Origin of the sequence: Kutzneria kofuensis, from assembly GCF_014203355.1 — a bacterium.
Taxonomy (GTDB): Bacteria; Actinomycetota; Actinomycetes; order Mycobacteriales; family Pseudonocardiaceae; genus Kutzneria; species Kutzneria kofuensis.
This window is the reverse complement of record NZ_JACHIR010000001.1, coordinates 4,478,457-4,500,633: the sequence shown is the minus strand read 5'-3', so window position 1 is coordinate 4,500,633 and position 22,177 is coordinate 4,478,457. Positions and strand designations below refer to the sequence as shown.

Here is a 22,177-nt window from a genome sequence, read left to right as displayed (position 1 = left end):
CCGCCCGAGCGGCGCCACCGATTAAGGGATGCAGGTGACGCCGCTGGCGTCGATCTGCGGCCGGTCCGGCGTCGCGGTCGTGGTGGCGGTGGGCGCGAGCTTCAGCTGCGGGGTGCCGCCAACGCCTTGCGTCGCCCCGTATCCGGGACCGTGGTACGCGTTGCCCAGCAGCACCAGCACGTGCCCGGGGGACACCGAGGAGCTGACGGCCATCGGCAGGTCGCCGAGCGCGGTCGCGACCTTCTGCGCGGCGGCCTTGTCCCCGGACGCGTACTCGACCAGCGAGGTCGCGCGCTTCGCGTTCGCCGTCAGGACATCGCCCTTGCCGTAGCCCTGGCCGACGAGGAACGTCGACACCCGGCCGGCCAGCCCGCCCATGGAGCTGGCGTTGCTCACGTCGACGGTGATCGCCGCGTTGGAGTTGGGGGCGGCCGAGGTCGTGGTGGGCGCGGCGCTGGTCGTCGCCTGCTTGCCGACCTTGCTGAACAGGGCCTTCACCCACGCCTGCACGTCGCTCGGCGTCACGATCACGACGTCGGCCCCGCCGACCTTGCCGTCGACGTTGGTCACCGGCATGGTGTTGAAGGTGATGCTGCCGCCGCTCAGGCCCTGCATCTGGCCGGCGAACTCCAGCAGCTGCCAGCCGGAGTCGACGACAACGGCGTTCTGCACCGCCTTGATGATGGTGTTGAGCCGGCTCGGATTGGTGAGCACACCGGTGGACAGCATCTGGTGGGCGAGCGAGGCGAGGAACGCCTGCTGCCGGTGCTCGCGGTCGAGCTCGTTGATCAGGCCGTGCCGCTGCCGCACGAACTGCAGCGCGGTCACGCCCTGCACGGTCTGCTGGCCGGCCTTGAACCGGGCGCCCGTCATGTCGTCGTAGGTGTCCTTCAGCAGGCACACCGGCACGCCGCCGACGGCGTCGCTGATCTGCGCGAAGCCGTACAGGTTGACCTCGGCGTAGTGGTCGATGGACACGCCGGTGAGCTGCTCGACGGTCCGGATGGTCTTCGACCGGCCGCCGTCCATCGCGGCCAGCGTGAGCTTCTTCTGGTCGGTCTCGCCGCGCCGCTGCGCGTCGGCCTTGGCCTCGTTGAAGCCGTAGCCGAAGGCCGCGTTGATCTTGTCCTTGCCGTTCTCGCCGTCGATGGTGACCCACGAGTCACGGGGGATGGAGAACGCCGACGCGGCGGTGCCGTCGCCCGGCACGTGCACGACGATCAGCGTGTCGGCCTCGATCTCGCCCTCGTCGGGGCCGGCGTGCAGCGAGTCGAGCAGGTTCTTGGGCAGCGGGTCGCCGTGTGCGTCGGTGCGGCTGTCCATCCCGACGAGCAGGATGTTCATGTCCTGCCCCGGCGTCTTCGGGGTGGTCTTGGTGTCGATCACGTCGGCGTGCTGGACTCCGGCCTCCGCGTTGGAGATCGTCGACCAGCCGTAGTACGTGGTGCCCAACACCAGCAGCGACACCGCCGCGACCACGCTCTTGCCGCCGATGAGGGCTATCCGCGCGCCTGTGCCCGCCATGCGACCAACCCACCTCCCGTCGAACCCACGCCCGCACCACCGGAACTCTTCCGGTCCCCGAATGCTGTTCAGACGCCGTCCGGACCAGGCTGGTTGCAATGGGCCAGGCTACATGCGGGCAGGACGCGCCCTGCCCGTCGACGAGGACGGTGTGAACTGACTCTCACCCCGAGGGTACAGACGTGTGGACCACGGCCGCGGTGGCGAGGTCGGCGATGGCCGTGCCGACCGACTTGAGCAGCGTGATCTCCCCTTCGTCCTGTCGGCCCAAGACGGCGCCGGCGCACAGGTCGAACAGGGTGCCGCGGATCTTCGGCGCGATGCCGGCCGCGGCCGGCTGGGCCAGGTCACCGGACTCGGTCAGCGCGGTCGACGTGTCGAGGAACACCGACGCGTCGGCAATGAGGTCGTTGTCGCCTTCCCTTGTGTACGGCGTGAAGCTCCCCGCGAGGTGCACGAAAGTGCCGGGTTTCACCCACGCCCCGGGCAGAACCGGCTTCGAGGTGGCCACTGTGGCGCACACCACTGCGTCCGCGGCGGTCAGTGCCGCCTCCAGGTCCGTGACGGCCGCCACCATCACGCCGTCGCAGACGAAGCCGGGCGTCTCACCGAGAACCAGCAGCCGGTCGAGTTCGAACACCGCCTGGTACGCCTGCGCGGCGGCACGCGCGTACCGGTCCTCGCCGATCACCAGCAGCGTCCTGGTGTCCGGCCGCGCCAGGTAACTCGCGGCGAGCGCGGAGACACCGGCCGTGGCGCGCCGGGTGAGCTCGCCGCCGTCCAGCACCGCCAGCGGATGCCCGGTTCGGCCGTGCGACAGCAGATACGTCGAGGAGTACGACTCCAGGTCGGCGAGCACGTTGCGGGGGAAGACGGTGCTCACCTTGACGCCGAGGTAGTTCCGGGTCCACGAGGCGCCGATCAGCATGGTGGCGTCGAGCTCGTTGTCCACCCGGTGCCGGTGCCGCTGCGGCGCGACGGTGGCCCGCTGCCCGTGGGCGAACGCGTTACGCAGGGTCGGCACGAGCACGTCGAACGACAGCAGCTCGCCGATCCTTGCCGCGTCAACGGTCAGCACCGTGTTGGTGACCCCCCGGTTCCGGGCGTCGTCAGTTCACCTGGTGTGACCGCAGCGGCCCGACCTTCAGGCCCCGATGGTCGCACTCGGCGAGGATGCGCGGCAACGCACCCAGCGTCGCCGCCCACGAACCCGGCACGGACGTGCAGTCGGAGTCGTGCAACAGGACAGTCCCGCCGCCGTGCAGGTTCTTCGTCACCGTCTCGTAGACGAAGTCGGGATTGGCCCGTTTCTCCCAGTCACGACCCCAGGAGGTCCACAGCACCGGCGTCATGCCGAGCCGGCGAGCGGTCAGCGCCGCGGCCGTGGACAGCACGCCGTAGGGCGGTCGGTACCACCGGGGCTTCACGCCCGTGACCTCGGCGATGTAGTCGTGGGCGCGGGTGATGTCGTCGCGGGTGCCGAGCGGGCCGCGCAGCACCAACATCCGATGTTCCCACCCGTGCACCGCGATCTCGTGCCCGGCGGCGACGATCTCCTTGCCCAGCTGCGGATTCCGCACCAGTTCCTGGCCGAGCAGGAAGAACGTGGCCTGCACGTTCTGCTTGGCCAACACGTCAAGAAACCGTGGCGTGGCAACGGGATGCGGGCCGTCGTCGATGGTGAGCGCGACCCTCGTCTGCTCGCCGACGCCGCTCAGCCGGGGCGCGATCCGTTGCCGTAGCGGGGCGGACGCCAGGACCGCGGGCAGCGCGTGCGCGGCCAGCACGGCGGCCGCGCCGGCGAGCAGGGGACGGATCATGCCGACAGCTCCTCGATCGACGCCTCCCGCACCGAGTGCCGGTGGGCCATGGCCGCCAGGGCATCCAGCGTCGCGTCCAGGTCGCAGTCGCCGGTCGACTCGACCAGGATCACGCCCTTCATGCCACGCCCCATCGCCGCGCCGCAGTGCACCGTCGCCGCCGGCACGATGATGCGTTCCCGGTGCATGGCAACGATTCCGACATCGATGGCGTCCAGTTCGCCGTTGCTGACCATCAGCCGTGGCGACCGACCGGTGACCGCCGCGACGCCGGTGGCGACCTGTCCGATGGAGGCGCGGCCGGTGAACACGCCCGTCTCGTACGGCGCGCCGTCGGCCGCGTTGACGATGGTCACGCCGGCCTTGGCCAGCGCACGCACGGTTTCCGGCTGGGCACGCAGCACAGTCGTGCTCACGGCGGCGGCGCCGTTGGCGGCGGCCAGCTTATTGATGGTCCGCTGCGACATCGGCTTCGTGCTGTCCACAGCGACCAGGACGTACACCGCGCCGCCGCGCCGGCTGGCCGGCCCGACCGACTGGAAGCCACCGGCGACCGCGAGGCTGACGCCGACCGTCGCCAGCCACAGCACAGCCACCGTGGACGCGGCGGCCAGCGCGACCCGGCGGCGCGGACGGCGCGCCCGCACCGGCTCGCCGCGGGACATCTCGGCGTCCAGCGCCACGCTCGGGCACGTCGACGACAACAGCGCCGCCGTCGGCTCGGCGGTCAGCGCCGCCGCGAGACCGTCCTCGTCACGGATCCACGGCACCAGGCCGGCTTCGTCGAGCGCGGCGGCGTTGGTGCGGCCGTGACCGGCCAGGCAGCGGTACGTGAGCACCGGCAGCCCGGTGGCCAGCGCCTCCAACGAGCTGAGCCCGCCGGCGTTCTGCACGACGACGTCGCACGCGCGCATCAGCGTCGGCATGTCGTCGATCCAGCCCAACGCGATGCCGTGGCCGAGGCTGCGGCGCAGCGTCTCGTTCTGACCACAGAGGATGACCGGTGTGGCCACGCCCGTCTCGGCGATATCCCTTGCGGTGTCGGCGATGTCACCGACCCCCCAGGAGCCCGCCGCGACGAGCGCGAGGCGGCCCTCGGCCGGCAGCCCGAACTTCTCCCGCGCCCGCAGGCGTTCCGCGGCGTTCGCGGCCGGCCGGAAGGCGGGGCCGACCGCCGGGCCGGTCACGACGATGCGACGCGCGCCCAGCCGGCGGGCCTGCTCCGCGGCGACCTCGTGCAGCGCGATGTGCAGGTCCACATGGGGCGCCACCCAGAGGCGGTGCACGGACATGTCGGTGAGGTAGGTGACCACCGGCGCGGTCACGCGACCCTTGCGCCGCAGGCGGCTCAACGTCTGGCTGGGCAAGGGATGCGTGGACACCACGAGATCGGCCGATTCGACCACCCGCCGCATCCGCCGGCTCGTGACGCTGAACAGCAGGCACACCAGTGCGGCGAACGCGCGGGAGCGCTGCAGCATGTGGAGCAGAACGTCCCAGCTGCGCGGCACGGCCAACAGTTGGCGCAGGTAGGCCGCGCCGAGCGCCTTGCCCATCGAACCCGGCAGCATGTCCAGGTAGTCGTGGATGTCCACACTGTGACCGCGATCGGTCAGCCGGCGCGCGAGTTCCCGCGCCGCGCCGTCATGGCCGGCGCCGACGCTGGCGGACACGATGACGACCCGGTTCACCTATCTCCAGCCTCACAAGGAATCCCGGCCACGACTGACCGGACCCGAGGAGACTAGCGAAGTCGATCGAGCCGCACTCGACTACCCGGCGGCGGCGTGGCTGTGGTCCATGTTGCTCCACCACGTGTCGAGATGCCGCCTGAGCACGCCGTTGAACAGGCCGGTGCACCGCTGCACGGCGTGACCGGCCGGCTCGACCGGCACCAGCCAGCCGTCCGCGGCCTCCACCAGCACCTCGGCCGTCTGCCAGAGCGCACCCCCGAACACCGTGCGCTCACCGGGATCGTGCTCCGGCCCCTCCCGGCCGCCGACCACAACTGTCATCATCGTCTGCAGCGCGGCGATCGAGGCCAGGTCCAGCGGCGCATGGCAGGCCGGCGTCTCCTTGCGGGCCGCCTCCGCGCAGCGCTCCGGCACGTCCAGCGGCGGCGGCTCGAGATAGCCCAGCGTCAACTGGTACTCCCGCAGGAACTCCTCGCCGTCCATCAGACAGCTCCGGTCGTGCAGCTCGCCGAGCTTGCCGGCAAGATCCTCGGTCAGCGAACTCCCTTCGACCAGTTGGAACAAGGGCGGTTCCACCAGGACGATCGACGACACGAGCGTCGGCGCCAGCTGCGCCGCCAGCAGCACGCCCGCCGCCGAGCAGCCGTGCGCCACCAGATGGGCGGGACCGTTGCGGTCCAGCACGTCCAGCAGCATCCGGGCGTCCGAGGTCCAGCCGGCCGTGGAGGCCCGGTCGGTGATGGCGTAGCCCGGGCGGTCCACGATGCCCAGGCACATGTCGTCGGCGAGCTGGAGCTGGCCGAGCCAGCTGGTCGACCCGGTCATCGCGATGTCGTGCAGCAACAGCACGCGGGGTTGCTCCGGTGAGCCCAGCCACAGCACGGCGCCCGGGTCGTCGGCCAACGAGCCGGGATCGGGTTCTGCGTGGCGCACCGCCCACCTCCTCCTCGCGTCGTCGTGCCGGTAGATACCGCTGACGGCGGCGAGGAGTTCAATCGTCGTTCTGGCTGGCGAGGACCCGGGCGACGCCGGCCCGGTTGGTGACGCCCAGCTTGGCGAAGATGTGCGTCAGGTGGGTCTCCACGGTTCGCACGCTGAGCACCAGCTTCTCGGCGATCTGCTGGTTGGTGCTGCCGGCGCAGACCAGCTCGGCGACGTCCAGCTCACGCGGCGACAGCGTGTTGGCCAGGGCCCCGGTGTGCGGAACGCGGACGCCGAGGCGGCGCTGCTCCCGTACGGCCGTGGCGTGCAGCTCCGTCGCCTCGCAGACGTTGAAGATGGCCGCCGCCGCCTGAAGCTCCCGTAGCGCCTCGTCGCGGCGGCCGTCACGGGCCAGGCAGGCGCCGGCGTGGAGCCTGGCCGTGGCCTCCCACAGCGGCATGCCGATGCGCTCCGCCGCGGCGGCCGCGGTCAGCGCCCGGTCGGCGTCGTTCTTCGCGTACGCCCAGGCCAGGTCGCGGAAGACGACGTCGACGTCGAGCCGCCCGTCGGCCAGGCCCTCGGCCTGCTCGGCCCACTGCCGGGCCCTCGGGGCGTCCGCCCTGGCCAGCAGGCAGCAGCTGATCAGCCTCGTGTACGGGTCGATCTTCGGTAGCTGCGGCAGCATCTCCTCGACCGCCTTGGCGTGGTCGCCGGCGTGCACCTGGGCCAGCAGCAGCTGGTTGCGGGCCAGCGAGGCCAGCGACGGGTGCGCGTCGCCGATCGCCGCGATGGCCCTCTTGCCGCCCCGGATCGCCGTCGCGTGCTGGCCCCGCCAACTGTGCAGCTGACACCAGACGCCGAGCAGCGCGCCCCGGACGCCGGCCTGCGGGTGCATCGACTCCAGCGCCTCCTCGACGGCGGCCAGGCCGTCGTTGAGGCGGCCCGCGATGACGTACGCGAAGGACAGGCCGTGCAGCAGCTGGGGCATGAAGTAGTGGTGGCCGTTGTCCCGGGCCAGCTCGACCGACTTGGTGAAGTGGCGCAGCGCGAGGCGGTGCTCGCCGATCAGCACCTCCGCCCAGCACAGCATGTGGATCGCCGGCAGCCAGCGCAGGAACTCGTCGTCGTCGCTGGCGTCCACCATGCGGGCCGCGGTGAGAACCGCCCTTGTCGCGTCGAAGCGGTTGCCGTCCACCGTTTTCACGTACGCGTGCAGCGCCGCGAACGGGACCGCCCAGCGGTTGCGGTCGTCGTCCGGGGCCGTGTCCAGGAACGGCTTGGCCGTACGGGCTTCACCCCGCAGCGCCGCGTCCAGCACGAGTTGCAGGCGCAGTGGGGCCGCGGCCTCGGAATCCAGGTCCGGTTGGCGATTCAGCTCCGAGGTCAGCAGCAGCCTGGCCCAGTCGTGCTCGCCGCGCAGGTGCGCCAGCAGCGCCGCGAAGGCCGCCGCCGACGCCCGTTCGGTGGGGTCGTCCAGCGTCTTCAGGACGGCGCCGAACGTCTCCAGCGCCGGCATGATCCGGCCGCTGATTCCTTGGCAGAAGGCCAGTTCCGTGCGGACCCTGGCGTCGTCGTCGACCGCCAGCTGCCGGGCCGCCTCGTACCAGGCGGCCGCCGTCTCCGGCTGGTTCGTCGCTATCGCCCGGGCCGCCGTGACCAGAGTGTCCACTGCTTGTTGGTCGCCGTATTTCGCCGACCGCAGAACGTGTTCCGCCCTTCTGACCGCCGGCGCCCCGACCTTCGCCAGGTACGACGCGATGCGGGCGTGGGCGCCATGGCGCCACCCCGCGGCCGCCGAGTTGTAGGCCACGTGGCGCACCACGCAGTGCCGGAACCGGAACCGCCCCGAGCCCTCCACCTCGCGCAGGACGTCCCTCGCCACCAGGTCGTCGAATGCCTGCAGGACAACGTGTTCCGGCACCTCGGCGACGTGCGCGATCACCGACGGCTCGAAGGTGTCACCCGCCACCGCCGCTGACCTGGCCACCAGGGCCTCCTGCGCCGCCAGGCCCGCCAGCTCCGCCGACAGTGTCGCGCGGGCCGACTCCGGCAACTCCGTCCGGTCGCCCGTCGCGCGGGTGCGGGCCAGCGTGTCCAGGTAGAACGGGTTCCCGCCGCTCGCCTCGTACAGGCGATCCCTGGTGTGCGGGCTCATCGCCGGTCCCAGCAGCTGCTCCGCGTCGGCTTTCGACAGCGGGCCCAGGTCGATGCGGACCGCGTGCTCCGCCAGCGCCTTCGACAGCCGGAACGACACCTGGTGCGGGCGGTAGGCCAGCACCAGCAGCATCGGCGCCGGCAGCGGGTGGCGTACCAGGTAATCGACCAGTTCGATCGTCGACTCGTCCGCCCAGTGCACGTCGTCGAGGACCACCACCGCCGGCGCCAGCTCCCTCAGCAGCGACCTCATCGCCCGATACAGGCGGGGCTTGACCACTTCCGTCGCCGGCTTCTTCGACAGCACCGGGAACGCCGTCGCCAGCAGCTGCGTCTCCGGCTCGCTCAGCCTTTCCGCCAGCGTCGCGTCCACCCTGTCCACCAGCGCGTCCACCAGCGGCGCGAACGGCACGTCCCGCTCCGACTCCTCCGCCCGGCCCTTCAGGACCAGCCGCTTCGCCGTGAACTCCGCCAGCAGCCTCGTCTTGCCCGCTCCCGGCTCCCCCACCACTTCCACCAGCGTGAAGGCCCCGCGCCCCCTCGCCGCCGCTTCCTCCAGCCGCGCCAGCTCCGTCGCCCTCCCCACCAGCGGGCGGCCTTGCGCCCGGGCCTCGAGGCTGTCCACGCCAACCCCCGTCCGCCGCCTGGTAGGTCCTCTCTCCGCTCAAGAGCCCTCCGCGGCCCCCTGGATACCGAGCCGCGGATGCCCGTGCATATGCACGCCGTCCAGGATGGTCCGCCCAGCCCAGAAGAACAACGCCGACCACATCGGCCACTCTCCGCTACACCAATGTTACTCCTCGCATCGCCCCTCGCATCGCCGCTGATCACCCGATCGCGTACCCACTGTGGCCGGGCTGACATCCCGATGCGCCGGCAGCCCTCCACCCGGAGGCGCTATCGTGTGGCCACGGGCCGTTAGCTCAATTGGTAGAGCTGCGGACTTTTAATCCGTAGGTTCTGGGTTCGAGCCCCAGGCGGCCCACCAAACGCCCAGGTCATCGGCCTGGGCGTTTCGCGTCCAGGATCCCCGCCGCGCCTTTGCCGCACTTTTCGCCCCCACCTACCTGCTCCGCAACGGACTCGTCGATCCCCTCCTCGGCAGGTCCGAGGACCGCGTCAAGGTCGTCCGCCTCAGCGACGGCGCGATCATCCCTAACGGATAGCCTGATGGTCACCGCCGACGACGTACGCGCGGTGGCCCGCGCGGGCCCGAAACGGCTGGTGAGCAGGCTCCACAGGCTGCTCCGGAACGGGGACTGATGCGCGCCGAGCGGCTGGTCGCATTGCTGTTCACGTTGTACAGCAAGCGAAGCGCGACGGTGGCCGAGCTGGCGAAGGCCCTGGACGTCTCGGAGCGGACAATGCACCGGGACATCGCCGCGCTGCGGGACGCGGGGGTTCCACTGTGGACGGAGCCCGGACGGCACGGCGGCGTGCGACTCGTGGACGGCTGGCGCACCCACCTGGACGGCCTGACGTCCCGGGAAGCAGTGGCCATCTTCGCGATGGGCGTGCCGCAGGCATTGGCGGAACTGGGCCTGGGCACCGCGATGTCGGCGGCGCACGCGAAGCTCGTCGCGACACTGCCGCCCACCCTCCGCGAGCAGGCGCAGGCGATGGCGCAGCGCTTCCACCTGGACGCCCCCGGCTGGTTCAGTCGTGCCGACGACGCCGAGCATCTCGCCGCGATCGCCAAGGCGGTCTGGGAGCAGCGACGCATCGAGATCACCTATGGCCGGCACGGCAGGACCGTGCGCCGAACGCTGCAGCCGCTGGGCATCGTGCTCAAGGCTGGCGTCTGGTACCTGATCGCCGAAGTCGACGGCGACTTCCGCACCTACCGCGTAGCGCGGATCGACGCGGTCAAGGAGACCGGCGAAAGCTTCGAGCGGCCGGCAGCCTTTGACCTCGTCTCCTGGTGGAAGCAGTCGTCGGCACAGTTCGAGCGGTCGCTGTGGACCGTCGCCGTGCAGATCCGCCTGAGCCCGGCCGGAGTCCGCGCCCTGCCGGCGATCCTGGACCCCGACGCCGCGATCAAGGCTCTGGACCAGGCCGGCCCGCCCGAAGCCGACGGCTGGACGCAGGTCACGGTCGAACTGGAGGAGCCACGCATCGCCGCCAGCCAACTGATCGCCCTCGGCGGCGAGGTGGAGGTGCTCGCCCCGCCCGCCGTCCGCACCGCCTTCGCCGAGATCGTGCGGCGAATGGCGGAGCGCCACCGATAGCCGGAGCCCGACCAACCCAACGAAGGCGGCCTTGTTCCCGTCACAGGCCACGAAGTCCGCCTTCGCGGCGCGCGGCTGAGGGCTGCGGGGGGAGGGACGGAGGGAGAAGACGACGCAGAGGAGAAGGACAAGGGAACGCGGAGGGCGTAAGGAAGGCGGAGGGGCAAGAAGGAAAGAGAGAGAAGGGGTCAAGCGGCTTTGCTCAAGCCGTCGACGACGGCGCGCCGCAGCGAGGCCGGGTCGATACCGGCACCGGTGATGATCCTCGAAGCACGGCCGTTGCCGTCACGGAGGATGCCGAGCAGGACATGCTCGGTGCCAATCGTGTTGCTGCCCAGGTGAACGGCCTCGCGCAGGGCAAGGGCCAGCACCTTCTTCACCCGGGGCGTGACGCCGACGCGACGACGTCGTCCGGGAACGGCCCGCCGCAGGGCGTCGGGGCCGAAGGTCTCGGTGATGCGCGAGAGCACGGCGTCCAGGTCGATGCCGACGGTTTTCAAGGCGTCGGCATCGGCGGCGCCGAGCACGGTGGTGTCGGCGATGACGGCAGCGACCCGTTCGCGCGACAGACCGGCGGCGACAAGGGCGTCATGGGCGCCGCCTGGTCGAGAAACCATGGCGAGCAGCAGGTGTTCGGTGCCCAGATGCCGGTGCCCCAACGCCTGCGCCTCCTGCCGGGCCTGCACGACAACCTCCCGCGCGGCGCGGCTGAACCGTTCGAACATCACTCCTCCTGACGGTTGGCGTACTTCTTGTGCACGGCCTGCTTGGTGACCTCCAGCGCGTCGGCGATCTCCTGCCAGGACCACCCCTGCCGCCGCGCATTGCCGACTTGCAGCGCCTCCAACGTCTCTGCTAGCCGGCGCAGCGCGAGCGCGGCCCGCAGGCCGGTGCGCACGTCGGCGCCGCTGGCGGCGGCCGCGAGGTCGTTCACGTCGGTCATATCGTCAACCTTAGTTGACGACAACAAGGCCGTCAACCAAGGTTGACACCTACGATGAGGAACGTGACCGTCGCGGAGGGTGTGGTCGACCGCCTCATGTACGTGGGGGCGGACGGCTACACGGTCGCGGTCCTGACCACGGGCGAACGCAGCGAAACCAAGATCGCCGGCACCGTCCTGCACGGCCTGCAGCCCGGCGAGACGGTCCGCGTCGACGGTGACTGGACGAACAGCGGAACGCTCAAGGTCCACGAGTGCGAGCGGGTGCTGCCGGCGACGGTGCACGCGATCCGCCGCTACCTCGGCTCCGGCCTGGTCCGGGGCATCGGCCGCAAGCTGGCGGACGCCATCGTGGACACGTTCGGCGCGGACACCCTCGACGTGATCGACCGCGACCCGAAGCGCCTGCTCGAGGTGCACCAGATCGGCCGCGACCGAATGGCGAAGATCATCGCGGCCTGGGCCGACCAGCGCGCGGTCCGCGAGGTGATGGTGTTCCTCCAGGGCGTCGGCGTGAGCCCGGCGCTGGCCGTGCGGATCCACCGCAAGCTGGGCGAACACTCGCTGCAGGTGGTGCGCAACGAGCCGTACCGGCTGGTGGAGGAGGTCTGGGGCATCGGCTTCGCCACCGCGGACACGATCGCGTTGGCGGCCGGCATCCCGGAGCAGAGCCCGGAACGGATGCAGGCGGCGGTGCTGCACACGCTCCTCCAAGCCCGAACCATGGGCGGCCACTGCTTCCTGCCGGTGAACGAGGTCCTCACGCACACCACGGCGATGGTGGAGCAGGACGAGGAGCTGATCCGGGCGGCGCTGCATGCCCTGCGGCGCAAGCGAAAGGTCGTGCAGGAGCGGATCGGCGGCCGTGAGGTGGTCTTCCAGGCGTACCTGCACCAGCAGGAAACCATGTTGGCGGACAACGTGATGCGGCTGCTGGGCACACCGTCGTCGTTGCCGGGCAAGCCGAAGCTCGACAGCCCCGAACTGGACGACACCCAGCGTCAGGCGCTGCACATGGCGCTGACGAACACGGTGTCGATCCTGACCGGCGGTCCCGGCTGCGGCAAGAGCTTCACCGTGCGGCACATCGCGAAGACGGCCAAGGCCGCCGGTGCGAAGATCACCCTGGCCGCGCCGACGGGCCGCGCGGCACGGCGGCTGTCCGAGCTGACCGGGATGCCGGCGATGACCGTGCACCGGATGCTGGGCCGCAACGCCGAGCCGGAGGACGACGACGGCGGCCTGTTCGACGTGAACGATCCGTTGTCGGCGGATCTCATCGTCGTGGACGAGAGTTCGATGCTGGACGTCGGCCTCGCGGACGCGCTGATGGACAAGGTCCCGGCGGGCGCGCACCTGCTCCTCGTCGGTGACGTCGATCAGCTGCCCAGTGTCGGCCCGGGCTCGGTGTTGCGGGATCTCCTTGACGTGCCGGACATTCCGCGCACGCATCTGAGCCGGGTGTACCGCCAGGGCGCGGGCAGCGGCATCACCGCGAACGCGGTGAGCGTGCGGGACGGCGTGCTTCCGGTGAACAACCCGGAGTTCTGGTTCGTGCCGGCGGAGGACCCGAAGGACATCGCGGAGACGGTGGTGGATATCGCCACCCGGCGGCTGCCGGCCGCGTACGGCATCGAGCCGAACAAGGTGCAGGTGTTGTGCCCCGGCCGGGCGAGGGAGGTCGGCGCGCTCCACATCGGACGGTTGTTGCAGGACGTGCTGAACCCGCATCAGGAGGGCGAGCCACAGTACTGGTCCGACGACCGGGCGTTCCGCGTCGGCGACCGGGTGATGCCGATCCGGAACAACTACGACAAGGGCAAGAACGGGGTCTTCAACGGCACCGCCGGAACCGTGACGGCGCTGTCCCTCGAAGACCGGTTGCTGGAGGTCACACTGGAGGACGGCGAGGCCGTCGAGTACGACTTCGACGAACTGGAGGAGCTAGCGCACGGCTACGCGATCACCGTGCACCGCTCGCAGGGCAGCGAGTACCCGTACGTCGTGGTGCCGCTGAGCACGAGCGCCGGGATGTTGTTGCTACGCCGGAACCTGCTGTACACGGCGATCACCCGGGCGAAGGCGATGGTGGTGCTGGTCGGTCAGCCGCGGGCGCTGCGGATGGCGGTCGAGCAGACGGGCGACCGCAGGAACACGGCGTTGACCTGGCGGTTCACCGGGGAGGACCTGGCTGCCGGCGTGCTGCCGCCACTCAGGGAGGATCACGGCCAGGTGGCCGCGTTCTGATCTGCCGGAACCTTACATTCGGTGTGCCCGAGAGCGTGACTCGCCGGGGTCAGGGGTGGGTTGCCAGCTTGGCGCGGATCTCGGCCGCCTGGGTGTCCTCGTCCTCGCCGCGGGATTCGAGGATGGTCAGCGCCTGCGTCCACGCCTGCCGCGCCTCGTCGACCCGGCCCACGTCGGCCAGCAACTGCGCGTAGGACCGGAGAGCGGCGACCTCGGCGACGAGGTCCCCGACCTGCCGGGCGGCGTTGGTGGCGCCGACGAAGTCGGCGAGGGCCTCCGAGTGCTCGCCGAGGGCCACGTGCACCTCGGCGGAGCGGGTGAGCATCTGGGCGACGCCCTGCAGGCTGCCCAGGGCGGTCATCAGCGAGGCCGCTTCGACGAACGCCGCCAGAGCGGAGCGGTGGTCGCCGAGGGCGTCCTGCATGTCGCCGAGCACGCCGAGCAGCAGCGCCCGCCCCTCGGAGTTGTCGGTCTCCGCGAACAACTCGACCGCGGCCTCGGAGAAGTCGCGGGCCTCGGCGACCTCGCCGCGGTCGATGGCCAGCAGCGCGGAGCCGGCCAGCGACCACGCCAGCCCGGCCCGGTCGCCGCAGCGTTCCCGCAGCTCCCGTCCCAGCGCGTAGTACTCGCCGGCATCAGCGAGGGAGCCCATCCGCCGGTAGGCCTCGCCGAGGTTGGTGGCGACCCAGCCGTGGGCGTAGTCGTCCCCACGAGACGCCTCCAGCGCCAACTGGTGGCTGGCGATCCACACACCCCACGGCTGGGCCAGCAGCAGGTAGCTCCACAGCTCCAGTGGCAGGTGCCAGGCGGCTTCGCGCTGCCCGTAGCCGAGCGCCAGCCGCAGCACGGGCAGCACGTTCGGCAGCTCGTCCTTGCACCAGGCGATGGCGTCCCGTTCGGACCCGAACGTCGGCGGCTCCACGTCCGGCAGCACGGGGGCGATCCGCAGCGGGTTGTCCCGGTACGGCGCGAGCACCTTGCCGGCCGAGGAGTACCCGTGCAGGTACCAGCTGGCCAGCCGGGCCACCGCGGCGTCCGCCTCCGGGTCGGACGACGCCAGCTCGGCGGCGTAGTCGGCGACGAGGTCGTGGAACCGCCAGTGTCCGCGCCGGGGGTTGTGGATGAGGTGCGCGCCGGCGAGCCGGTCGAGGAAGCGCCGGGCGGCGCCGACGCGGACGCCGGCCAGCGCGGCGGCGGCCGCCACGCTCAGGTACGGCCCCCGGTGCAGCCCGAGCAGCCGGAACATCCGCGCACTGCCGGCATCCAGCCGCCCGTACGACCAGGAGATGATCGTCCGCGCCGGCGTGGCGTCGGCGACGTCCAGCGCGTCCAGCCGGGAGTCGTCCAGCTCGGCGACCAGGTCGTCGAGTTCGGACACCGCCACCCGCTCGGCGGCGATCCGCAGCGCCAGCGGCAGGTGCCCGCAGCGCCGGGCCAGCTCGCCCAGGGCGTCCTCATCCACCGACCCGCGGTTGCCGATGATCGTGGACAGCAGCCGCACCGACTCGGCGGCGGCCATCGGCGCGACGGTGACGCGGGCGGCCCCGGTGCGCATGGCCAGGCCGGACAGCCGGTCCCGGCTGGTGACGATGACCGCGCAGCCGCCGGCCCCGGGTAGCAGGTGCAGCAGCTGGTCGGAATCGGACGCGTTGTCCAGCACGAGCAGCGTCCTGGTCGGGGCCAGCGCCGAGCGCAGCAGGCTGGCGCGCTGCTCCAGCCGGGCCGGCACGCTCTCGCTCTCCACGCCCAGCGACGTGAGCAGCTCCTCCAGCACGTCGGCAGGATCGGCGGGGTCGAACAGGGAGTGCCCGCGCAGGTCGGTGTAGAGCTGGCCGCCGGGGTAGTCGTGGGCGATGGAGTGGGCGAAGCGCAGCGCCAGGGCGGTCTTGCCGGCCCCGGGCGGCCCGTCGATCGTCACCACGGTCGGGCCGCCGGTGTCGCCGAACTCCCGCACCGCCGCGGCCAGCGCCGCCAGCTCGAGGTCCCGGCCGACGAACCGGGCCGGGGCGGCCGGCAGCTGGGCCGGCGACCGCGGCAGCGCCCGACGGGCCAGGTGGATCAGCTGCCCCTCGGCCCCGAGTGCACTGTCCAGTGCACGTGCATGCTGCTCGGTCGGTTTGCGCCGGCCGTTCTCCAGCCGGGACAGCAGCGACTTGTCGTAGCGGACGACGGCCGCGAGGTCGGTCAACGACCAGCCCAGCGCCTCGCGACGGGTGCGCACGGCGTGGCCGAAGCCCTCGCCGACCTGCTCCCGGGTACCCATCCGTCCACTCTCTCTCATGGTTTGGTTGCGCCCAACAGGTGCGATGTGAACGCTATCGACCAGAAGTTTGGCAAGATCCCACTGTGGCAGCGAAACAGACCACCCGTGAGCTGCGCCGACGCAACCGGTCGGCGCTGCTGTCGCGGCTGTATCTCCAGGGCCGGGGCAGCCGGCTCGAACTGGTCGACTCGTCCGGGCTGAGCTCGTCGACGGTGAGCAACGTGATCTCCGATCTGATCGCGGACGGCGTGGTCGAGGAGGCCGGCTCGGCGGAGTCCGAGGGCGGCCGGCCGCGCACGGTGCTGCAGGTCCGCCGGGACTACGGCCACGTGATCGGCGTGGACATCGGGGAGACGCACATCGAGGTCGGTCTGTTCGACTGCGCGCTGAACACGGTGGCGACGGCGACGTACCCGATGGACGGCAACCTGGAGCCCTCGCACGTCGCCGAGTTGATCCTGGCCGGCATCGCCGAGGTGAGCACGTCCCCGGTGACCATCCTGGGCATCGGTGTGGGTGTGCCGGGCTCGGTGGACGGCGACGAGCTGGTGCACGCGCCCACGTTCGGGTGGCGGGGTGTGCCGCTGACGAAGATGCTCGCCGACGGCGTGAGCGCTCCCCTGTACGTCGACAACTGCGCCCGCACGCTGGGCCAGGCGGAGATGTGGCGGGGCGCCGGCCGTGGCTCGACGCGGTCGGTGATCGCGCTGCTCGGTGTGGGCGTGGGGGCGGCGCTGGCCGTGGAATCCGACTCCAGCCAGGGCGTTTCCAGCACGACCACGGAGTGGGGCCACACCGTCGTGCACGCGGGCGGGCTGGCCTGCCGCTGCGGGTCGCGCGGCTGCCTGGAGGCGTACATCGGGGCCGAGGGCATCCTGGACCGCTACCTGGCGCTGCCGGGCAGCGAGCCGTTCACGGCGCAGGACACCGAGGCGCGGATGCGGGAGCTGGCCGACCGCGCGCAGCAGCCGGGGCCGGCGGCGGACACCATGGCCGCCACCGCCGAGTACCTGGGCATCGGCATCGCGAACCTGATCAACCTGGTGACCCCGGACTGCGTGGTGCTGTCGGGTTGGGTGAGCCTGTCCATCGGGCACACCATCCTGGACGCGGTGCAGGACGCGGCGCGCCGGCACACCCTGAGCTACCTGCGTGACGGCACTCGCATCGAGCTGGGCCAGCTCGGCCCGGAGGCAGTCGCCCTGGGCGCTGCCACGCTGCCCGTGATGCGCTTCCTCGCGAACGGCGGGTGACCCGGAACAGCCTCTTGACCCTCCGTTCGTCCGCGACTTACCTTAAGACATGGATAAAGTCGCGGACGGCCGGTTGTACCTCGGTGGCTCCTTCGTTCCGGCCGAGTCCGGCAGAACCGCGCCGGTGCACGAGAAGGCGACGGGCGCCGAGATCGGCCGCTACGCGCTGGGCGCCGCCGCGGACGTGGACAAGGCCGTGGCCGCCGCCCGCGCGGCCCAGCCGGCCTGGGCGGCGCTGGCCGGCGCCGAACGCGCCGCCTACCTGCGCAAGTTCGCCGACTACCTCCAGGCCAACTACGACGACCTGGTCGAGCAGAGCATCCGCGAGACCGGTGGCGTCCGCTACAAGGCCGAGGACGAGGTCGGCACCAGCATCCGCCAGCTGGCCATCTCGGCCGTGCAGGCGACGCAGACCGCCGGCGACATCCTCCAGCCGTACAAGGCGGGCAAGCTGTCGCTGTCCCGGGCGGTGCCGCTGGGCGTGGTCGGCCTGATCACGCCGTGGAACTACCCGATGAACCTGGCCATGCGGGCGGTCGCGCCCGCGCTGGCCTTCGGCAACACCGTGGTGCTCAAGCCGGCCGAGCTGACCCCGTTCATCGGCGGCCTCGCACTGGCCCAGGCGGCCGACGCTGCCGGCTTCCCGCCCGGCGTGTTCAACGTGGTCACCGGCGACGGCCTGGACGCCGGCAAGCCACTGGCCGAGCACCGCGGTCTCGACCTGATGGACTTCACCGGCTCCCGCGAGGTGGGCCTGGAGATCGCCGCCGCGGCCGCGGTGGACCTGCGCCCGATCCGGCTGGAACTGGGCGGCAGCAACGCCTTTGTCGTGCTGGACGATGCCGACGTCGAGCTGGCCGCGTCCTGCGCCATGATCGCCTCGTACGAGTTCCAGGGCCAGACCTGCATCAGTGCCAGCCGGCACATCGTGCAGCGCGCCGTCGCCGACGCCTATCTGGAGGCCCTGGTGGCCCGGGCCGCCAAGCTGAACGTCGGCGACCCGATGGATCTGGCCACCGACCTCGGCCCGCTGATCAGCGAGCGGCAGCGGGACCGGGTGCATCGCAAGATCGTGCAGCCGTCCATCGAGATGGGCGCGAAGGTGTTGACCGGCGCCGAGTACGACGGCCTGTTCTACCGGCCGACCGTGCTCACCGACGTCACACCCGAGATGCCGGCGTTCACCGAGGAGATCTTCGGCCCGGTCGTCCCGGTGACGGTCGTGGACACCGAGGAAGAGGCCATCGCCCTCACCAACGGCTACCCGATGCTGATGAACTCCGTCTTCTCCTCCGACCTCATCCGCGGCATGGACGTGGCCGAGCAGCTGCACGCCGGCGAGGTGCACGTGAACGACGCGCACGCCCGGCACGGCGCGGAGAACCAGATGCCCGGCTTCACCAAGCGGCAGTGGATCGGCGTGCAGCGCACGCCGCTGTCCATTCCGGACTGGGCGGGCCGCCGATGAGAAGGGCGCTGATCGTCCGCGGCGGCTGGGCGGGACACAGTCCCGTCGAGACGACGGAGATGTTCCGGCCCGGACTGTCCGACGCCGGCTTCGACGTGGAGATCGCCGAGGATCTGGACGTCTACACCGATGCCGGGAAGCTCGCCGCCACCGACCTGATCGTGCAGTGCTGGTCGATGGGCAAGCTGACGCCGGAGCAGTGCGACGGCCTGGTGTCGGCGGTGCGCGCCGGCACCGGCTTCGCCGGCTGGCACGGCGGCGTCGTGGCCACCTTCCAGGACAGCCCGGAGTACCTGCGGATGGTCGGCGGTGTTTTCCTCTACCACCCGCCGGAGTTCCTGGACTACGAGGTGCGGATCGTCCGGTCGCAGTCCGATCACCCGATCGTGGCGGGGCTGCCGGACTTCACCGTGCACACCGAGCAGTACTGGATGCTCAGCGATTCGCTGAACAACGTTCTGGCCACCACCGAGTTCGGGCCGCCGGAGCAGCCCGCGACGATGCCGGTGGCGTGGACCAGGAACTGGGGCGCGGGAAGGATCTTCTTCTCCGCGATCGGGCACCGCACCGAGGATCTCTGGGATCCGGCGGTGTACACATTGACCCATCGCGGTCTGGTCTGGGCGAGCCGACAGGTAGTTCAGTGAGATCGATCGGAGACAGGGCTATGCGGAGTCAGTGGCGACTCGCCGGCGCGTTGGTTGCCGGCGCTCTGCTTGTGACCGGCTGTGGTGGCGGCGGGGGCGACCAGGCCGCGTCCGACGGCAAGGTGAACCTCACCTTCTGGGACTGGGATCCCAACATGGACAAGGTGGTGGCCATCTGGAACCAGGCCCACCCCGACATCCACGTCACACTGTCCAATCCGGCCGGTGGCGACCAGCTGGTCAGCAAGATGATCACCGCGCACGAGGCCGGCAACGGCCCGGACATCGCCAAGGTGGAGTACCAGTCGCTGCCGGCGCTGGTGGCCAAGGGCGTCGTCACCGACATCACCCAGTACACCGGCGACGCGGTCAAGGACTTCGACGACAACACGCTGAAGGCGACGAAGTTCGAGGGCAAGGTGTACGGCGTGCCGCAGGACGTGGCGCCACTGATGTTGTTCTACCGCACCGACATCTTCGACCAGTACGGCCTGAAGCCGCCGACCACGTGGGACGAGTTCGCGCAGACCGCCCAGCAGCTGCATGACAAGGCCCCGTCGGTGGCGATGACCAACTTCGACGCCGCCGACCCGGGCTGGTTCACCGGCCTGATGCAGCAGGGCGGCGCGGACTGGTGGTCGGCCAGCGGCACCACCTGGAAGGTGGCGATCAACAGCGCCGCGTCCAAGAAGGTCGCCGACTACTGGCAGGGCCTGGTCACCGCCGGCACGGTGGCCAAGAACCCGTCGTTCTCGCCGCAGTGGAACAAACAGATGAACGAGGGCCAGATCGCCACCTGGATCTCCGGCGCCTGGGCCCCCGCGCAGCTGGGCGGCATCGCGCCGAACACCAAGGGCAAGTGGGCGGTGGCGCCGCTGCCGGCGTGGACCGCGGGCGACAAGACCACCGGCATCTGGGGCGGCTCGGCCACCACGGTCACCGCCGACTCCAAGCACGCCGCGCAGGCCGCGCAGTTCGCGTCCTGGCTCAACACCGACGACAAGGCCGTCACCGCGCAGATCCAGAACATCAACGTCTACCCGGCGGCCACCTCCGGCCGGTCGCTGCCGATCCTGTCCTCGCCGCCGGCGTTCTTCCCCAACCAGGCCAACTACTACGACCTGGTCAAGCAGGTGGCGCCGAGCTCGCACAGCTTCTCCATGTGGGGCCCGAACGTGACGGTGACCTTCAGCGGCTACACCGACAAGTTCGGCGCGGCGCTGCAGAACAACACCTCGTTCGCCGCCGCGCTGGACGACATCCAGAACGCGACCGTGGCGGACATGAAGAAGCTCGGGTTCACGGTCAGCTGATGGCCGCGCGCAACCGGGCCAAGCTGCCCTACCTGCTCGTCGCCCCGGCGGTCGCGCTGCTCACGCTGTTCGTGGTGGCGCCCGGCGTCTACGCCCTCGTGCTCAGCTTCCAGGCGCGCAAGGTCGTGGGCGGGCTGCTGGGCGGCGGCAGCAGGCTGGTCTTCGTCGGCTTCGACAACTACGGCACGGCGCTGGCCGATCCGGAGCTGTGGTCGAGCATCGTGCGGATGCTGCTGGTGGCGCTGCTGTTCATCCCGGCCACCGTCGGCTTCGCGCTGCTGTTCGCCCTGCTGCTGGACGTGCCGCGGGTCCGGCTGGCCCGCAGCACCCGGTTGGCGATCTTCCTGCCGTACGCGGTGCCGGGCGTGATCGCCTCGCTGATGTGGGGCTTCATGTACCTGCCGGCGACCAGCCCGATCGGCGGCGACCACATCGACTTCTTCGGCTCCGTGACGGTGTTCTTCTCGGTGGCCAACGTGGCGGTGTGGGGCTCGGTCGGCTTCAACATGATCGTCATCTTCACGGCGCTGCGGGCGCTGCCGTCCGAGCTGTACGAGGCGGCGCGCATCGACGGCTGCTCGGAGCTGCGGATGGCGCTGCGCATCAAGGTTCCGCTGGTGCTGCCGGCGATCGCGATGTGCACGCTGTTCACGGCGCTGGCCTCGCTGCAGCTGTTCAATGAGCCCAACACGCTGCGGCCGCTGTCCAACGCCGTCTCCTCCACGTGGGTGCCGCTGATGAAGATCTACCAGGACGCCTTCGTCGACTCGGACGTGAACAAGGCGGCCGCCACCTCGGTGCTGTTCGTCATCGCCGCGCTGGCGGTGTCGTTCGTGGCCTCCCGGACCGTGTCGAGGGTGAACCGGTGAGGGCACGCGTCAGGCTGCTGCCGACCGCCGCGCTCGTGCTCGGCGCGATCTACTGTGTCGTGCCGACGCTGTGGATCCTCATCGCGGCCACGAAGTCCAAGACCGACCTGTTCTCGACGGCCACCTACCTGCCGTCGTTCGGCGCCGGGATCCTGCACAACATCGTGGACCTGTCCACGTACCAGGACGGGATCTTCTGGCGCTGGATGCTGAACAGCTTCGGCTACGCCCTGATCGGTGGCGTCGTGGCGTCACTGGTGTCGGCCGCCTGCGGCTACGCGATCGCGATGTACTCCTTCCGCGGCCGCAAGGTCGTGTTCAACGTCATCCTCGCCTGCGTGCTGCTGCCGCAGATCGTGCTGGCCATCCCGCAGTACCTGCTGCTGTCCAACGTCGGCCTGACCGACAGCTATCTCGGGGTGCTGCTGCCGCAGCTGTTCAACCCGTACGGCATCTACCTGTGCCGGATCTACGCCGCCTCCTCGGTGCCGCAGTCGCTGCTGGAGGCCGGCCGGATCGACGGGGCGACGGAGTGGAAGCTGTTCCACTCGGTCGGGCTGCGGCTGATGGGGCCCGGCCTAATCACTGTGTTCCTGTTGCAGTTCATCGCCATCTGGAACAACTTCCTGCTGCCGTTCGTGATGGTGAACTCCGACGACAAGTTCCCGCTGACGGTCGGCCTGTACAGCCTGCTGCGCCACGGGGCGGCGGAGGCGTCGCTGTACTCGCTGGTGATCACCGGCACGCTGCTGTCGGTGTTGCCGGTGATCGCACTGTTCCTTTCATTGCAACGCTACTGGCGGCTTGACTTGGTGACCGGTGCCCTGAAGTAG

At 70.7% G+C, this 22,177-nt stretch carries 17 protein-coding genes and 1 tRNA gene; 9 read left to right on the top strand and 9 right to left on the bottom strand.

The window, feature by feature from the left end:
* Positions 1-21 precede the first annotated feature (21 nt).
* The 6 genes from BJ998_RS20850 to BJ998_RS20825 all read right to left on the bottom strand — a co-directional run bounded on the left by BJ998_RS20850 (position 22) and on the right by BJ998_RS20825 (position 8,738).
* Entirely contained in the window at positions 22-1,524 is a 1,503-nt protein-coding gene (locus BJ998_RS20850; protein ID WP_184864075.1) for an LCP family protein, read from the bottom strand.
* Positions 1,525-1,687: 163 nt separating this feature from the next.
* Positions 1,688-2,602, bottom strand: coding sequence for an ornithine cyclodeaminase family protein (locus tag BJ998_RS20845; protein ID WP_184864073.1), 915 nt, complete (start codon positions 2,600-2,602; stop codon positions 1,688-1,690).
* A gap of 31 nt (positions 2,603-2,633) precedes the next feature.
* Entirely contained in the window at positions 2,634-3,344 is a 711-nt protein-coding gene (locus tag BJ998_RS20840; RefSeq protein WP_184864071.1) for a polysaccharide deacetylase family protein, read from the bottom strand.
* On the bottom strand, positions 3,341-5,035 hold the full coding sequence (locus BJ998_RS20835) for an MGDG synthase family glycosyltransferase (RefSeq protein ID WP_184864069.1): 1,695 nt from the start codon (positions 5,033-5,035) through the stop codon (positions 3,341-3,343). The genes BJ998_RS20840 and BJ998_RS20835 overlap by 4 nt, the downstream gene beginning before the upstream one ends.
* An 81-nt stretch (positions 5,036-5,116) precedes the next feature.
* On the bottom strand, positions 5,117-5,971 hold the full coding sequence (locus BJ998_RS20830; protein WP_184864067.1) for an alpha/beta hydrolase family protein: 855 nt from the start codon (positions 5,969-5,971) through the stop codon (positions 5,117-5,119).
* Between the two features lie 58 nt (positions 5,972-6,029).
* Positions 6,030-8,738 carry an ATP-binding protein gene (locus BJ998_RS20825; protein ID WP_184864065.1) on the bottom strand — a complete coding sequence of 903 codons (2,709 nt, stop codon included), beginning with the start codon at positions 8,736-8,738 and terminating at the stop codon, positions 6,030-6,032.
* 287 nt (positions 8,739-9,025) lie between these two features.
* On the opposite strand from BJ998_RS20825, the gene BJ998_RS20820 reads away from it, so the two are divergent.
* Positions 9,026-9,101, top strand: a tRNA-Lys gene (locus BJ998_RS20820).
* Positions 9,102-9,375: 274 nt separating this feature from the next.
* On the top strand, positions 9,376-10,341 hold the full coding sequence (locus BJ998_RS20815; RefSeq protein WP_184864064.1) for a helix-turn-helix transcriptional regulator: 966 nt from the start codon (positions 9,376-9,378) through the stop codon (positions 10,339-10,341).
* 188 nt (positions 10,342-10,529) lie between these two features.
* On the opposite strand, the gene BJ998_RS49705 is transcribed toward BJ998_RS20815, so the two are convergent.
* Positions 10,530-11,066, bottom strand: a complete 537-nt coding sequence (locus BJ998_RS49705; RefSeq protein ID WP_184864062.1) for a Clp protease N-terminal domain-containing protein — start codon at positions 11,064-11,066, stop codon at positions 10,530-10,532.
* Positions 11,066-11,284, bottom strand: a complete 219-nt coding sequence (locus BJ998_RS20805; RefSeq protein ID WP_184864060.1) for an RNA polymerase subunit sigma-70 — start codon at positions 11,282-11,284, stop codon at positions 11,066-11,068. Before BJ998_RS20805 ends, BJ998_RS49705 begins: the two co-directional genes overlap by 1 nt.
* A gap of 54 nt (positions 11,285-11,338) precedes the next feature.
* On the opposite strand from BJ998_RS20805, the gene recD2 reads away from it, so the two are divergent.
* Positions 11,339-13,531, top strand: a complete 2,193-nt coding sequence (gene recD2 / locus BJ998_RS20800; RefSeq protein ID WP_184864058.1) for an SF1B family DNA helicase RecD2 — start codon at positions 11,339-11,341, stop codon at positions 13,529-13,531.
* A gap of 49 nt (positions 13,532-13,580) precedes the next feature.
* On the opposite strand, the gene BJ998_RS20795 is transcribed toward recD2, so the two are convergent.
* Positions 13,581-15,794 carry an ATP-binding protein gene (locus tag BJ998_RS20795; protein ID WP_184864056.1) on the bottom strand — a complete coding sequence of 738 codons (2,214 nt, stop codon included), beginning with the start codon at positions 15,792-15,794 and terminating at the stop codon, positions 13,581-13,583.
* An 83-nt stretch (positions 15,795-15,877) separates the two neighbouring features.
* Between BJ998_RS20795 and BJ998_RS20790 the strand changes: the two genes are divergently transcribed.
* From BJ998_RS20790 to BJ998_RS20765, 6 genes are read left to right on the top strand one after another with little or no spacing between them, the layout of a single operon-like run.
* A complete protein-coding gene (locus BJ998_RS20790; protein ID WP_184864054.1) occupies positions 15,878-17,047 on the top strand; it encodes an ROK family protein in 1,170 nt (389 codons plus the stop codon).
* Between the two features lie 49 nt (positions 17,048-17,096).
* On the top strand, positions 17,097-18,515 hold the full coding sequence (locus tag BJ998_RS20785; RefSeq protein ID WP_184864052.1) for an aldehyde dehydrogenase family protein: 1,419 nt from the start codon (positions 17,097-17,099) through the stop codon (positions 18,513-18,515).
* Positions 18,512-19,162 (top strand): ThuA domain-containing protein, encoded by a 651-nt coding sequence (locus tag BJ998_RS20780; RefSeq protein ID WP_184864050.1) that lies wholly within the window; start codon positions 18,512-18,514, stop codon positions 19,160-19,162. The genes BJ998_RS20785 and BJ998_RS20780 overlap by 4 nt, the downstream gene beginning before the upstream one ends.
* Before the next feature lie 20 nt (positions 19,163-19,182).
* Entirely contained in the window at positions 19,183-20,475 is a 1,293-nt protein-coding gene (locus BJ998_RS20775) for an ABC transporter substrate-binding protein (protein ID WP_184864048.1), read from the top strand.
* The gene (locus BJ998_RS20770; protein WP_184864046.1) at positions 20,475-21,344 is read left to right on the top strand and encodes a carbohydrate ABC transporter permease; all 870 of its coding nucleotides are present in this window, start codon (positions 20,475-20,477) and stop codon (positions 21,342-21,344) included. The genes BJ998_RS20775 and BJ998_RS20770 overlap by 1 nt, the downstream gene beginning before the upstream one ends.
* Positions 21,341-22,177: a carbohydrate ABC transporter permease gene (locus tag BJ998_RS20765; protein WP_184864044.1), complete on the top strand. Its 837-nt coding sequence runs from the start codon at positions 21,341-21,343 to the stop codon at positions 22,175-22,177. The genes BJ998_RS20770 and BJ998_RS20765 overlap by 4 nt, the downstream gene beginning before the upstream one ends.

Bases quoted from the DNA above. Each gene is read 5' to 3' on its own strand.
- BJ998_RS20850 (WP_184864075.1), bottom strand. From the start codon at position 1,524: ATGGCGGGCACAGGCGCGCGGATAGCCCTCATCGGCGGCAAGAGCGTG.
- BJ998_RS20840 (WP_184864071.1), bottom strand. From the start codon at position 3,344: ATGATCCGTCCCCTGCTCGCCGGCGCGGCCGCCGTGCTGGCCGCGCAC.
- BJ998_RS20815 (WP_184864064.1), top strand. From the start codon at position 9,376: ATGCGCGCCGAGCGGCTGGTCGCATTGCTGTTCACGTTGTACAGCAAG.
- BJ998_RS49705 (WP_184864062.1), bottom strand. From the start codon at position 11,066: ATGTTCGAACGGTTCAGCCGCGCCGCGCGGGAGGTTGTCGTGCAGGCC.
- BJ998_RS20805 (WP_184864060.1), bottom strand. From the start codon at position 11,284: ATGACCGACGTGAACGACCTCGCGGCCGCCGCCAGCGGCGCCGACGTG.
- recD2 (WP_184864058.1), top strand. From the start codon at position 11,339: ATGAGGAACGTGACCGTCGCGGAGGGTGTGGTCGACCGCCTCATGTAC.
- BJ998_RS20795 (WP_184864056.1), bottom strand. From the start codon at position 15,794: ATGGGTACCCGGGAGCAGGTCGGCGAGGGCTTCGGCCACGCCGTGCGC.
- BJ998_RS20785 (WP_184864052.1), top strand. From the start codon at position 17,097: ATGGATAAAGTCGCGGACGGCCGGTTGTACCTCGGTGGCTCCTTCGTT.
- BJ998_RS20780 (WP_184864050.1), top strand. From the start codon at position 18,512: ATGAGAAGGGCGCTGATCGTCCGCGGCGGCTGGGCGGGACACAGTCCC.
- BJ998_RS20775 (WP_184864048.1), top strand. From the start codon at position 19,183: ATGCGGAGTCAGTGGCGACTCGCCGGCGCGTTGGTTGCCGGCGCTCTG.
- BJ998_RS20770 (WP_184864046.1), top strand. From the start codon at position 20,475: ATGGCCGCGCGCAACCGGGCCAAGCTGCCCTACCTGCTCGTCGCCCCG.